Raw genomic sequence first — 13,266 nt, 5'->3', positions numbered from 1 at the left:
GAACGATCACAGGGGGAATTTGAAGATGCTGCAAGTCGACAAGCTGCACCAGTACTACGGCGGTAGCCACATCCTGCGGGGCCTGACGTTTGAGGTGAAGGTCGGCGAAGTCACCTGCCTGCTGGGGCGCAACGGCGTGGGTAAGACCACCTTGCTCAAATGCCTGATGGGTTTGCTGCCGGCCAAGGAGGGCGCGGTGAACTGGGAAGGTAAACCGATCACCACGTTCAAGCCGCACCAACGGGTTCACGCCGGGATCGCCTACGTGCCTCAGGGCCGGGAAATCTTCGGCCGGCTGACCGTGGAAGAAAACCTGCTGATGGGCCTGTCGCGGTTTCCTGGCTCCGAGGCCAAGGAAGTCCCGGCGTTCATCTACGAGCTTTTCCCGGTGCTGCTGCAAATGAAGCAACGGCGTGGCGGTGACTTGTCCGGCGGTCAGCAGCAACAGCTGGCGATCGGCAGGGCACTGGCCAGTCGTCCACGGCTGCTGATTCTCGACGAACCCACCGAAGGCATCCAGCCGTCAGTGATCAAGGAAATCGGCGCGGTGATCAAAAAGCTCGCGGCCCGTGGCGACATGGCAATTTTGCTGGTGGAGCAGTTCTACGATTTCGCCGCCGAGCTGGCCGATCAGTACCTGGTGATGTCCCGGGGCGAGATCGTGCAGCAGGGTCGTGGCGAAAATATGGAAGCCGAAGGTGTGCGCGGGCTGGTTACGATCTAACCTGCAGCCTTCTGACGATAAATTAGACGATATGAATTTACCTCTCCCCACTGCGCTGTTTACCCCGAGCTGGCATGCCGAGCTGGAGCTGGGCTACGCCCGTTTCGGCGCCAGCACCCGCCCGGTACAGCGCCGTCATCAAGGCCCGCTGCGGGTGCAGAAGCACTTGTATGCCGAAGGCCCCGAGGTGTGTCAGCACATCATCGTCCACCCGCCGGGCGGGATTGCCGGGGGTGATCGGCTGGACATCTCGGCCAGCGTCGGCACCCACGCCTGGGCACAAATCACCAGCCCTGGCGCCGCCAAGTGGTATCGCGCGGCCGGGCCGGCTTATCAGAAACTCGACTTGCGCGTTGCCGCCGGTGCTACGTTGGAGTGGCTGCCGCAAGAGACGATTATCTTCAGCGCCGCTCAGGCTGAACTCAGCACGAGCATTGATCTTGAGGGCGATGCCCGGTTGTTCTACTGGGACGTGGTCGCGCTGGGGCGTCCGGCCAGTGGCGAGCGCTTCGACCTCGGACACTTCCAGGCCCACCTGGATATCCGCCGCGACGGCCAGTTGCTCTGGCACGAACGCCAGCGCATTACCGGGGATGACGGTTTGCTGGACTCGCCGATCGGGCTGGATGGGCAACCGGTGTTTGCGACGTTGCTGGTGACCGGAGAGATTGATAGTGAATTGCTGGAGAAGTGCCGCTCGCTGCCCAATGAGGTGCGCGGGGATCTGACGCAGCTGCCGGGGCTGTTGGTCGCCCGGTGCCTGGCCAGCGAGGCGCTGTTGGCACGGGGTTGGCTAATTGATTTGTGGCGATTGCTCCGGCCTGCGTTGCTCGGCCGCGAAGCCGTCCCACCCAGAATATGGGCCACCTGAATACGCTCCTACAGAAGACTTTTTAACTGCCGATTATGGATTTCTACGATGGACCTGACCCCACGCGAAAAAGACAAGCTGCTGATCTTCACCGCCGGCCTCGTGGCCGAGCGGCGTTTGGCTCGCGGCGTGAAACTCAATTACCCGGAGGCCATGGCCTACATTTCCGCGGCGCTGCTCGAAGGCGCGCGTGACGGCCAGACCGTGGCCGAGCTGATGCACTACGGCACCACCCTGCTCAGCCGCGAGCAAGTGATGGAAGGCATCCCGGAAATGATCCCGGAGATCCAGGTCGAAGCGACGTTTCCCGACGGCACCAAACTGGTCACCGTTCACCAACCGATCGCCTGAGGCTGCGCCATGACTTACCACATCCGCGATGCGCTGCACGCCGATCTGCCGGCGATCCGCGACATCTACAACGACGCGGTGCTCAACACCACGGCGATCTGGAACGAACAGGCCGTGGACCTGGGCAACCGCCAGGCCTGGTTCAGCGCGCGGCAAGCCCAGGGCTATCCGATTCTGGTAATCGTCGACGGCGACGACAACGTACTCGGCTACGCTTCATTCGGTGACTGGCGCCCCTTCGACGGGTTCCGCCACACGGTCGAGCACTCGGTGTACGTGCGCAACGACCAGCGTGGCAATGGCCTCGGCCCGCAACTGATGGCAGCGCTGATCGAGCGCGCCAAAGGCTGTAACAAACACGTGATGGTCGCCGCCATCGAAAGCGGTAATAGCGCCTCGATCCGGCTGCACGATCGGGCCGGTTTTGTCGTCACCGGCCAAATGCCGCAGGTGGGTACCAAGTTCGGCCGCTGGCTGGACCTGACCTTCATGCAACTGATCCTCGATCCGGGCGCAATGCCACCCGATCCCCACAAGGAGTGATGCCCCATGAACGCCGCCCAACTGCGACGCGTCAATGTTGAAAGCTTTGCGCACTATCGTCAGGGATTGATTGATCTGCTGCTCGACGCCGTCGGCTATGGCGCCAGCGTCGGGTTCATGGCGGATCTGGACGCCACCCAGGCCCGAGCCCATTTCGATGAAGTCCAGGACAACCTGAACAAAGGCAACGTGCTGCTGTGGGTGGTGGTCAAGGACGAACAGGTGCAGGCCAGTGTGCAACTGAACCTGTGCCAGAAAGCCAATGGGCTGAATCGCGCCGAAGTGCAGAAACTGCTGGTGCGTGAACACGCCCGTCGTCGCGGCCTGGGCCAGCAGTTGATGCATGCCCTGGAGCTCGCCGCCCGCCAGCACAAGCGCGGCATGCTCTACCTCGACACCGAGGCCGGCTCCCCCGCCGAAGACTTCTACAAGGCCCTGGGTTACACCCGTGCCGGCGAAATTCCGGACTACGCCTGCGACCCGAACGGGCGCTACAAACCGACCGCCCTCTACTACAAGATTCTCCAAGGAGCCCAGTGATGATTCCCGGTGAGTACCAGATCCAGCCCGGCGACATCGAGCTTAACGTGGGCCGACGCACTGTCAGCCTGAAGGTGGCCAACAGCGGCGACCGGCCGATCCAGGTCGGCTCGCATTACCACTTTTTCGAAACCAACGACGCGCTGACCTTCGACCGCGTCGCCAGCCGCGGCATGCGCCTGAACATCCCCGCCGGCACCGCAGTGCGCTTCGAACCGGGGCAGAGCCGCGAGGTCGAGCTGGTGGACCTGGCCGGGCATCGCCGGGTGTTCGGGTTTGCCGGCAGGATCATGGGCGACCTCGACTGACACGCAAACCCTGTGGCGAGGGAGCTTGCTCCCGCTCGAGTGCGAAGCGCTCGCAACACAGCTGGTGCGATCTATCTGAATAATCGGAGCGGCAGATTTTACGACTGCTGCGCAGCCGAACGGGAGCAAGCTCCCTCGCCACAATGGACCGCGGACTACCGCACTTCACTTTCAAGGCAAGCGCATGAAAATCTCAAGACAAGCCTACGCCGACATGTTCGGCCCCACCGTCGGTGACAAGGTCCGTCTGGCCGACACTGAGCTGTGGATCGAAGTGGAACAGGACTTCACCACCTACGGCGAAGAAGTGAAATTCGGCGGCGGCAAAGTCATTCGCGACGGCCAGGGCCAAAGCCAACGGCTGGCCGCCGAGGTGGTCGATACCCTGATCACCAACGCGCTGATCATCGACCACTGGGGCATCGTCAAGGCCGACGTCGGCCTCAAGGACGGACGCATCGCGGCCATCGGCAAGGCCGGCAACCCGGACATCCAGCCCAACGTCACCATCGCGGTCGGCGCCAGCACCGAAGTGATCGCCGGTGAAGGCATGATCCTCACCGCCGGCGGCATCGACACCCACATCCACTTCATCTGTCCGCAGCAGATCGAAGAAGCGCTGATGAGCGGCGTCACCACCATGATCGGCGGCGGCACGGGACCGGCCACCGGCACCAACGCCACCACCTGCACCTCCGGCCCGTGGCACCTGGCGCGCATGCTCCAGGCCGCCGATGCGTTCCCGATGAACATCGGCCTCACCGGCAAGGGCAACGCCAGCCTGCCGGAGCCGTTGATCGAACAGGTCAAGGCCGGCGCCATCGGCCTGAAGTTGCACGAAGACTGGGGAACCACGCCCGCGAGCATCGACAACTGCCTGACAGTGGCCGACCAATACGACGTCCAGGTCGCCATCCACACCGACACCCTCAACGAGTCCGGCTTCGTCGAAACCACCCTCGCCGCCTTCAAGGGCCGCACCATCCACACCTATCACACCGAAGGTGCCGGTGGCGGTCATGCCCCGGACATCATCAAGGCCTGCGGTTTCGCCAACGTGTTGCCGAGCTCGACCAACCCGACCCGGCCGTTCACCCGCAACACCATCGACGAGCACCTCGACATGCTGATGGTCTGCCACCACCTGGACCCGAGCATTGCCGAAGACGTGGCCTTCGCCGAAAGCCGCATCCGCCGCGAGACGATTGCCGCCGAAGACATCCTGCATGACCTTGGCGCGTTCTCGATGATCAGCTCCGACAGCCAGGCCATGGGCCGCGTCGGCGAAGTCATCACGCGCACCTGGCAGACCGCCGACAAAATGAAGAAGCAGCGCGGTCCGCTGCCACAAGATGGCGAAGGCAATGACAACTTCCGCGCCAAACGCTACATCGCCAAGTACACCATCAACCCGGCGATCACCCACGGGATCAGCCATGAAGTGGGCTCGGTCGAAGTGGGCAAGTGGGCGGATCTGGTGCTCTGGCGTCCAGCGTTTTTCGGGGTAAAGCCAACGCTGATCCTCAAGGGCGGTGCCATTGCGGCCAGCCTGATGGGTGACGCCAACGCGTCTATTCCAACGCCGCAACCAGTGCACTACCGCCCGATGTTCGCCAGTTACGGCGGCTCGTTGCATGCCACCAGCCTGACCTTTATCAGCCAGGCCGCGCAGGAGGCGGGTTTGCCCGAGGCCCTGGGCCTGAAGAAGAAAATCGCCGTGGTCAAAGGCTGTCGCGAGGTGCAGAAAACCGACCTGATTCACAACGACTACCTGCCGGACATCGACGTCGATCCGCAGACTTATCAGGTTAAGGCCGACGGTGTCTTGCTCTGGTGCGAGCCAGCGGATGTGTTGCCGATGGCTCAGCGTTACTTCCTGTTTTGAGATTCGCTCAGGTATAAAAAAACCGGCACGAATGGCGTCAGTCTTCGTGCCGGTAGGGTTGTTTGTCAGGTCAATCAGTTATTCGGTTCGACCGTGAAGGGAATCTCTACCCTTTGCAGCTTCGCCCGATCCATCGCCTGCTGGGTCAGGGTCTTCATCAGCGTTTTCATCTCGGTGTTGATCGCCTCCAGCTCGGCGGCATAAGCCTCGTCTGTCATGACCTCTCCCGGAGCAATCGCGCTTTCCGGTTTACCCAACTCTGCGGCGAGGACCCGCAGCTCTTCTTTGAGAGCTGCCTTGGCCTCGACCGATAGATTCGGTTCGGTCGCGCGCTTATCAAGCGCCATGTAAAACTCCGTCGTCGCATCGATTCGTCGCCTGAAGACTTTGAAAGCGCTTCGATTCAAACGCTGGATGAAAGTCTCCCAGAACGGCTGTTCGATGATCGAATCACGCAACAAGTCGCCGGCTTCCAGAGCCAGTACCCGCTGATAGGCACTTTCGATCATCTCGGGGGTGACACCTGTGTGCGTGCGAAATTGCAAGTCACGGGATTGCCAGGGCAGATCCAGTCGTTCGGCCAGGTCCGTCATGTAGGCCAGGTGCACCTCGACTTCATCGATGCTCCCCGAGACTGAGCCTTCGGCATCGACAACCCTGAATTGCTCACCGTTCTGCAGTCGCTCGGCGACCTCCTTGTGGGCAATCCGGCTCAACTCATCCAGTCGGGATTTGCCTCTGGCCAACTGCACCAGTTCCGCCTCCACCAGAGCCGGATTGCCCAGTGCATAGGCCTCGTGGATCAGCACCTCCACCCCCATCGCGTTGAACAGCTGTGCCCCGGCATCGACACAAAGGGTGACCTCATCCCTGCCCATGACAAAAAGATTGCGCCGCAGCTCGCTGTCCCTGGACATCGCTTCCAGCATTCTCCAGACCTTGCTCGTCATGTCCTTCCTGAACGCGAGGTCATGCTTGAAATGGCTGGACTGGGTCAGTTGCCTGATCTTGTTGAAAAAAGGTACTGAGCCGAACTCATCCTCAACGCTGTTCCAAACATCCTGTTTGGCCACCCACTCAGGTCGCGTCAAGCCTTCCTCCCACTCGAGACTGTCGCGCACGCCGCGAGGCGGATACGGACGATCGGGGTCCAGGCCGACGGACCGGATATAACCTCTGAGCGTTTCCAGGTTCTCGGCCGACAACCACGGCGGATCGCGATTCAATACCGTGCGCGCCAACAGCTCCGCGGAGGCTGAGCCGGGCGTAACCTGCGGGATAACGGTCAGTTCGTTGCGCTGCAGGTTCAGGTAAAAATGCCGGAACCTGGGTTGAGCGAACAGCCCGTCCGGCCAGGTATCAATCCCGGTGTCACCCAGCATCAGGGTATGCAGCATGCGCATCCCACCGATATCGGGCACTCTCCCCAACGGGTTTCCTTGCAGATCCAGACTTTTCAGCCGGGAGAGCCATCTCAAATAGGTAGCTCCCTGGGCATCCAGCACTATCCGGTTATCGCCGAGGTTCAGTTCGGTCAGCCCACGCATTCGCCCCACCGCACGAGGAAATTGCGTGAGCTGGTTACCGGTGAGATTCAGCGAACGGAGTTTCGGGAAATGAACCAGAAACGTGACGTGGGCATCGCTCATTTCAGTGCCCAGCAAGTTCAGGCTGGTGACGTGCTGAAAATCGGCTTCCAACAGAGGCATGCTTCCCAAGTGTCGCCCCAGGGGAACGTTTCTGAAATCAAGCGCTGTCCCGTACATATTTCCCAAAGGGTCCACATCCCTGGGCCCGGTGTGCTGCCAGCACTGGCGAATGGTTGTGTAGATCGAGTTTCGGGTCTGCCATTCGGCAATGCCGGCAGGGCTGTACCTGAACGCTTCGGTGGGTAAATTGAGCCAGTGCCGGAAATTGGCATTGAGACGATCGAACTCCGCCTCCAATGCGCTTGCCCGCTGTTCCGGAGTAACGTCGTCGCCCCCGCCGTCCAGGTAAGCCTGGGCCTCGGTTTCCGTCCACCCGGGGCGCACACTCCTGACCCGCTCCTGCGGCGTCACTCGGCCGGTCAGTTGTCGAATGCCCTGGGGGGCAAACATGCCACCGCGCAACTTCATCGTTTCGGGATCGTAGGCGGGCTTGCGCAGAGGGTTGTCCGCCAGCATCGGACGCAGCTTGTCACGCGCCAACGGGGCATTTTGAACACTGCGTTTGAGGTTCGCGCCTTGATAGATCTCGTACCCCAGCGCTTTGCGTTCGGCGTCGGGCAGAGCGTGCAAGACGGATGAAAAAAGATCGTCGGCACCCCGCAGATGGTTATCCTCGGCATCCCGCGCTTCATAGCCCTCGTCCGTGCTGACCAGCACTTTGCGCGTACGTGCGTTCTCCGGGCCAATGCTGTCGCGCAGGTGCCCGGTGAACGAATGTTCGCGAACTTCAATGCGCACGTCGCCCGGCCAGTTCGGCAAGGTTTCCAGGGTGTGCAGCGCCAGCCGTTCCGTATCCGGAGCGTGCATCGAGTCAAGGAACAGCCCTTCATAGGCGCGCGCCAAACGTACTTCCAGCAAGGCCGCCCGCACCTGTTGCCGCAGATGCAAGGCAATGCGCTTTTGTTCGGCCAGTGCTCGCAAATCCGCCGGAGCAGCGGCGGCCAGCAGTTCCTCGGCCACGCCGTCGGGCAATTGTGCAAAAGCATCCTGAAGCACCCGCACATTGGCATTGTCTGATGGCGACAGACCGCTCTGTGGCAGCTTCCCCGTGTCCGACCACGTCTTGAACCGTTCGATCGTGTCGACCAGCAACGCCGGCGGTGCTTCGTTTTCGACATGCAGCCGACGCAGCACATCTGCTTCGACGCCACTGGCGATCCGGATCTGCTCAAGCGTTGCATCGTCGAACGTTTCTACCCTCGCCCCCAACCGCCGCATGAGCTCGGTCGAGGTCCATTCGACAGGGCGGTCGAGCTCGGTATGCCAGGTGCCTGCGCCATTGTGTTCAAGCTTCGGTTGGTAGGCCATCGCTCGATCCGGATGGAGAATCCGCGGTTGCCCCGTGAGTGGATCGTCTTGCACCGCAAAGTATTTACCGCCGATCGACAGGAATTCCTGATCGTTGTGCAGATACAGGCCTCGCTCGTTTGGCTTCGTACCCGGACTCAGACTGACTTGATGTTCATACGGACTCAGGTCCGGATTCCAGAGACGGGTCTTGCCGTCAGCGAGCACCACCGGCTTCAGCTGATCGACAAAAGATGAAGGCCGGACCGCTGGCGCTGCGCCCGTGGGTAAAACATGCCCTGCCGCCATGATTGCCAACTGGGCAGCATTGATCAGGACACCGCACAGAAGCGCCGACGCTTCTTCCTTGTCTCCCTTGCTCCAGTCCTCAATGCCCTCCATGGTTTCGAGCAGCATTTGCCCGACCATCACGCCCAACATGGCCTCCCCCAGGCCAGGCACCAGCATTGCGCCGAAGTTGAACACATTCCAGCCGATGTTCGCGTAACTCCTCAGCCGCGCCCAGCGGGCATTGGCATCTTCATCGCCAGTGGGCACGGCGATATGTCGCGCATCGGCGATGGCCTTGTCGCGCCGCCATCGACTGAACTGAGGCCAGAGCGCGCCTTCGATCACATGGGTGATCGGTTCTGCGTCGGGGTTTTCCACTGCGGTTTCCCGCCACCATGGCCCCATGTTCAACGGCTCCCGCTGCTGCCAGGTGAAGGTGCTGAAGCGCTCCCTGACGCGAGCGAAAAACCTGCCCTGGTCTTTTTGCGGTACGAACCGACTGAAGAACTGCTGATAGTCCGACGAGCGCAACTGGCTCGTCAGCGCCTTCATGAAGTCGGTGAAGGACGAATATTCCTTCAAGGGATGTTCAGGGTCGTCAGGGACGTAGGCGATCAAGGTGCCATCGAGCCGGCTCTGCGTGAAAATATCGTTCCTGCCCAGCACCTCGTCGACCACACCACTTGGCCCGTTGGCAAAAAAGGCCTTGAGCAGTTTGAATTGATCAAACTCCTGCCCGGGTAAAATGGCCAGTTTGCGCGACCACTCCATCATTGTTCGTTGGTCCGCCGGAACCAGGCTGTTGTAGATTCGCTTTACTCGTGTCGGATCAGCCACTGCACTGAACAACACGATACCCGACAGCTTCACGCCCAAAAGAGTCAGCCGATGAGACTGTAACGGGCGATTGCCCATCGTGACGTTTGTCTGGTTGTCTCGCAGTTGCTGCAACTTGCCATATGCATAAGAAGTGATATCACTCTTCAAATAGGCAATCAGCGCTGACTCATTGAACGCGGCCTTTTCGGTCCCGATGAAGTGCTGCTCAAGCGAGGCCTTGGCATCAACCGCCGAAGGGGCCAGCAACCCTTTGATGTGCCGCTGATATTGCGCACCGAGATCCAGATCCCTGCAAAGGCTCGCAAAACTTTCGATGGTCAATGAATGGCGCGTCAGGGCTCCTTCGGCGTCGGTAATGAAAATGCCGGAGCCATCACGAAAGGCGCCAGCACGGGTTTCAGAGTCCTCGAAGTTATGGAGGGCGGCCTCCAGCAGAGTTGACTGCCTGAGCCGACTGGCATTGGTGTCGACGCCAAAACCCAAAAGGGCCGGAATATAAAGCCGTACCGATGTCGCATGAACATCCAGATCCAGGTTCAGTTTTTCTTTCAGGGCCTGAACAAGCAAGGGTTCGGCGAACTTATTGATGTCCTTTTGCAAATCGCCCAGTGTGTCATCCAGGCTGTCTTGCAACCGCCAGCGCTCACTGATGAGTTCGTTGAGATACTGACGGTTGATAGCGCTCGCCTTGATGTACCACTCGGGAACGTCCGGTTTCATATCAGTCGTTGATACAAAACTTGATACAGATGGTTTCTTTATGAATGCGGGAACTTTGGTTGCAAGATAATTCAAATAAACATTGGCGCCAGCTGTCATCTCTTGAGAAATGTTGGAAACGCCCCCTTCTGACAATTCATTCATTGCGCATGTATCCCTATGCATTTGAGAAGAACGCCAAGCTTATTCAATACCTGCAAAAACAAAAGATTAAATAACTGTTGGAAAATAGCGATAAAACAAACAACACCTTCCAACTTAAGAATCTAAAAAACAAATAAGTACCACCTGCACGACCTGCAAGCATGATCCGGCGTGTCAGCGGTAGTTTTTACCGATCTACAAAGAGGCTAAGATGCCCAGACTCTCCAGGCAGGTAACGGCCATGCGCTTATCCGAATTCATCAGGCAACACGTGGACCGTATCGTCGATGAATGGGAACAGTTCGCCAGAACGATCACCCCGGCGGCCGAGTGCATGGATCGAGCAGCCTTGCGCGATCACGCCAAGGCCATTCTGCTGGCGGCAGCGCGGGACATGAGCACCGCGCAAACCGCCAGCGAACAGCTCGCCAAGGCCAAGGGCGAAGGCCCGGAGAAAACCCCAAGCCTGGATGAAGCGGGTGCCAGCCATGGCGAACTGCGGCATACCGTGGGCTTCGACCTGGTGCAAATGACCAGCGAGTTCCGCCATTTGCGGGCCTGTGTGATTCGGTTGTGGGTCGACAGCCTGGAGTCACCGGACCTGACCTATTTCCAGGACATGATCCGTTTCAACGAAGCCATCGATGAAGCCCTCGCCGAATCCACCGCCGCCTATGCCGAACAGGTCAACCATTCGCGGGATCTGTTTCTGGCGATACTCGGGCATGACCTGCGAGCGCCATTGCAGGCAGTAAGCATGTCCACCGAGTTACTGCTGCGTAAAGCAACGCTTGAAGGCGATGCGCTGACCTGTGCAAACAATATCAAGGATGGCGCGCGGCACATGGCGGTGATGGTCAGCGATTTGCTGGAACTGGTGCGCAGTCGCCTGGGCAAGCGCCTGCCGATCGAACCGGCGCCCATGGACCTGGCCGAGGCGGCGCGCGAAGCGATTGCCCAAGCCTGCGCTGCTCATCCGCAATGCGATCCGACACTGAGCGTCGAAGGCGATACCCGGGGTGTATGGGATGGCCGAAGGCTCGCTCAAATGCTGCAGAACCTGATCGGCAATGCCTTGCAGCACGGTTCGAACCACAGCGTGATCAAACTGACCCTCAGGGGCGAAGCGGACAGCGTTCGGCTCACCGTGCACAACGACGGCATCCCGATTCCGCCCGAGGTCATCGGCACAATCTTCGATCCACTGGTACGCAGTGCCGACGAAGAACTCGGCGGGCCGAGCACCAGTCTCGGTCTGGGACTGTTCATCGTCAAGGAAGTGGTTGATGCCCATCAAGGGACGATCGAGGTCAGTTCCAGCGCCGAACAGGGCACACTGTTTAGCGTGGTGTTGCCCAGGAAGGTGTAACTCCTTGGGACCGCTGTGGCGAGGGGGCTTGCCCCCGTTCGGCTGCGCAGCAGTCGTAAAATCGACGCATGCGGTCAGTCTGAAAAACCGCGATGACCGGATTTGGGGTCGCTACGCAACCCAACGGGGGCAAGCCCCCTCGCCACAGGTTTAGTGTTTACAGCTATTCGATCACCAAGCGCCCCAACCGCTGCTTGAGCATGCGGTTCTCGGCCCGCAGTTGCTGGACCTCGTCAAGCAGGTCCAGCGCCAGGGCGACACCTTCCCATTCCAGCTCCAGGTCGCGCCGCAGCTTGGCGGCGCGCTTGGCCAAAACCAGTTCGTAGTCGGTGAAACGCCAATCCTTGGGCTCTGTACCCTGTGGTTCGAGGATGCCGTGTTCGACGATCTCGATCACATGCACGTCCGACAACTCGGTCGCCTCACAGAATTCTGCCAGGTCCAATAGAACGATCACGGGGTCGCTCATGATTGGGCTCCTCCTTATCTCGGAATCAAAAATTCTCTCGCGGATCGAAAGCGGCTTTTTTCGCCAACTCCTCCCACAACGCCTTGACGTCATGGTCGAGTTTTTTCGGCATCACCGCCTTGAGCTGCACGAACAGGTAACCACGGTGCCCGGCCTTGTGCATCAGGCCGTGACCCTTGGCGCGCATGCGCTGGCCATTCTGGCTGCCGGCCGGAACCTTGAGGTTGATCTTGCCTGTCAGGGTCGGCACCGCGACTTCGGTCCCCAGTGCCAGTTCCCACGGCGCCAGTGGCAAGGTGATGATCAGGTTCTCGCCTTCGACATCGAATTTGGGGTGTGGCGCAAAACGAATGGTCAGGTACAGGTCGCCATTGGCCCCGCCACCGATGCCCGGAGCACCCTGCCCCTTGAGGCGGATGCGCTCGCCGTCGGTCACGCCGGCGGGGATCTTCACGTTCAAGCTTTTGCTGGTGTTGCTGACATGCTGGCCGGCAGCGTTGTACTGCGGCACCTGGAAGCTGACCTTCTTCGATTCGGTCGAGAGGGTTTCTTCCAGAAAAACCGGTAATTCCATTTCCACGTCTTGCCCTCGACGACCGGCGCTATGGCCCGACCGTCCACCACCACCGAAACCCGAACCACGGTTGCCGAAGATCGAACTGAAGAAGTCCGAGAAATCGCCCGTGTCCTGACCACCGCCACCGAAACCACCACGACTCTGCCAACCCGGCGGGCCCTGGAACGGCTGGCCATGGTGACCGTATTTGCGCAAGTCGTCGTATTCGGCGCGCTTGTCGGCGCTTTTCAGCGCTTCATAGGCTTCCGACGCATCCTTGAACTTGGCCTCGGCGTCCTTTTCCTTGCTGACATCGGGGTGGTATTTGCGCGCCAGCTTCCGATAGGCGGCCTTGATCGCCTTATCGTCCGCGGTCGGCTCCACGCCGAGAATCTTGTAATAGTCTTTGAAGTCCATCGAGGGAATCACCATCCATTATCGAAATCGCGCCACTCGGTACAGCATGCTCTGGTTTACAGCGTCTTGATTGATCAATCTCAATTTTGTGACCGGGCAGCGCATCAGTAGTTTATCGGCAGCCAGGCGCAGTTCTTGCTGTCGCCCAAGGATTGCCAAACCTATGCAGGGAAGTTTGGGGGTGATGGCGCATCTTTCAAGCGTAGATCAATGTGATTTAACAGATAGTCGGCCTTCGAATC

At 59.9% G+C, this 13,266-nt stretch carries 11 protein-coding genes; 8 read left to right on the top strand and 3 right to left on the bottom strand.

Annotation, left to right across the window (positions count from 1 at the left end; translation table 11 throughout):
* Nucleotides 1–25 precede the first annotated feature (25 nt).
* From urtE to ureC, 7 genes are all read left to right on the top strand, one after another.
* Nucleotides 26–724: an urea ABC transporter ATP-binding subunit UrtE gene (gene urtE, locus FFH90_RS03995; RefSeq protein ID WP_019582243.1), complete on the top strand. Its 699-nt coding sequence runs from the start codon at nt 26–28 to the stop codon at nt 722–724.
* A 31-nt stretch (nt 725–755) separates the two neighbouring features.
* A complete protein-coding gene (locus FFH90_RS03990) occupies nt 756–1,595 on the top strand; it encodes an urease accessory protein UreD (protein ID WP_086944060.1) in 840 nt (279 codons plus the stop codon).
* Between the two features lie 48 nt (nt 1,596–1,643).
* Nucleotides 1,644–1,946: an urease subunit gamma gene (gene ureA, locus FFH90_RS03985; protein WP_007937143.1), complete on the top strand. Its 303-nt coding sequence runs from the start codon at nt 1,644–1,646 to the stop codon at nt 1,944–1,946.
* Nucleotides 1,947–1,955: 9 nt separating this feature from the next.
* Nucleotides 1,956–2,489: a GNAT family N-acetyltransferase gene (locus FFH90_RS03980; RefSeq protein WP_018928451.1), complete on the top strand. Its 534-nt coding sequence runs from the start codon at nt 1,956–1,958 to the stop codon at nt 2,487–2,489.
* 6 nt (nt 2,490–2,495) lie between these two features.
* A complete protein-coding gene (locus FFH90_RS03975; RefSeq protein ID WP_018928452.1) occupies nt 2,496–3,029 on the top strand; it encodes a GNAT family N-acetyltransferase in 534 nt (177 codons plus the stop codon).
* Entirely contained in the window at nt 3,029–3,337 is a 309-nt protein-coding gene (locus tag FFH90_RS03970; RefSeq protein ID WP_018928453.1) for an urease subunit beta, read from the top strand. Before FFH90_RS03975 ends, FFH90_RS03970 begins: the two co-directional genes overlap by 1 nt.
* 184 nt (nt 3,338–3,521) lie before the next feature.
* On the top strand, nt 3,522–5,222 hold the full coding sequence (gene ureC / locus FFH90_RS03965; RefSeq protein WP_086944061.1) for an urease subunit alpha: 1,701 nt from the start codon (nt 3,522–3,524) through the stop codon (nt 5,220–5,222).
* Nucleotides 5,223–5,296: 74 nt separating this feature from the next.
* Here the strand turns inward: ureC and FFH90_RS03960 are convergent, their stop codons facing one another.
* Nucleotides 5,297–10,213, bottom strand: coding sequence for an NEL-type E3 ubiquitin ligase domain-containing protein (locus FFH90_RS03960; protein WP_225602855.1), 4,917 nt, complete (start codon nt 10,211–10,213; stop codon nt 5,297–5,299).
* A gap of 241 nt (nt 10,214–10,454) precedes the next feature.
* Between FFH90_RS03960 and FFH90_RS03955 the strand changes: the two genes are divergently transcribed.
* A complete protein-coding gene (locus FFH90_RS03955; protein ID WP_111455287.1) occupies nt 10,455–11,582 on the top strand; it encodes a sensor histidine kinase KdpD in 1,128 nt (375 codons plus the stop codon).
* A 163-nt stretch (nt 11,583–11,745) separates the two neighbouring features.
* Here FFH90_RS03955 and FFH90_RS03950 read toward each other — a convergent pair whose 3' ends face one another.
* On the bottom strand, nt 11,746–12,051 hold the full coding sequence (locus FFH90_RS03950; protein ID WP_018928457.1) for a chaperone modulator CbpM: 306 nt from the start codon (nt 12,049–12,051) through the stop codon (nt 11,746–11,748).
* A gap of 25 nt (nt 12,052–12,076) precedes the next feature.
* The gene (locus FFH90_RS03945) at nt 12,077–13,024 is read right to left on the bottom strand and encodes a DnaJ C-terminal domain-containing protein (protein WP_018928458.1); all 948 of its coding nucleotides are present in this window, start codon (nt 13,022–13,024) and stop codon (nt 12,077–12,079) included.
* Nucleotides 13,025–13,266 lie beyond the last annotated feature (242 nt).

This window comes from Pseudomonas sp. ATCC 43928, assembly GCF_005938665.2.
Classification (GTDB): domain Bacteria; phylum Pseudomonadota; class Gammaproteobacteria; order Pseudomonadales; family Pseudomonadaceae; genus Aquipseudomonas.
The sequence above is the reverse complement of the archived record's forward strand: the minus strand, read 5'-3'. Positions and strand labels throughout refer to the sequence as shown.

Excerpts from the sequence above, each read along its gene's own strand:
- urtE (WP_019582243.1), top strand. The coding sequence starts at position 26 with ATGCTGCAAGTCGACAAGCTGCACCAGTACTACGGCGGTAGCCACATC.
- FFH90_RS03990 (WP_086944060.1), top strand. The coding sequence starts at position 756 with ATGAATTTACCTCTCCCCACTGCGCTGTTTACCCCGAGCTGGCATGCC.
- ureA (WP_007937143.1), top strand. The coding sequence starts at position 1,644 with ATGGACCTGACCCCACGCGAAAAAGACAAGCTGCTGATCTTCACCGCC.
- FFH90_RS03980 (WP_018928451.1), top strand. The coding sequence starts at position 1,956 with ATGACTTACCACATCCGCGATGCGCTGCACGCCGATCTGCCGGCGATC.
- FFH90_RS03975 (WP_018928452.1), top strand. The coding sequence starts at position 2,496 with ATGAACGCCGCCCAACTGCGACGCGTCAATGTTGAAAGCTTTGCGCAC.
- FFH90_RS03970 (WP_018928453.1), top strand. The coding sequence starts at position 3,029 with ATGATTCCCGGTGAGTACCAGATCCAGCCCGGCGACATCGAGCTTAAC.
- ureC (WP_086944061.1), top strand. The coding sequence starts at position 3,522 with ATGAAAATCTCAAGACAAGCCTACGCCGACATGTTCGGCCCCACCGTC.
- FFH90_RS03960 (WP_225602855.1), bottom strand. The coding sequence starts at position 10,213 with ATGAATGAATTGTCAGAAGGGGGCGTTTCCAACATTTCTCAAGAGATG.
- FFH90_RS03955 (WP_111455287.1), top strand. The coding sequence starts at position 10,455 with ATGCGCTTATCCGAATTCATCAGGCAACACGTGGACCGTATCGTCGAT.
- FFH90_RS03950 (WP_018928457.1), bottom strand. The coding sequence starts at position 12,051 with ATGAGCGACCCCGTGATCGTTCTATTGGACCTGGCAGAATTCTGTGAG.
- FFH90_RS03945 (WP_018928458.1), bottom strand. The coding sequence starts at position 13,024 with ATGGACTTCAAAGACTATTACAAGATTCTCGGCGTGGAGCCGACCGCG.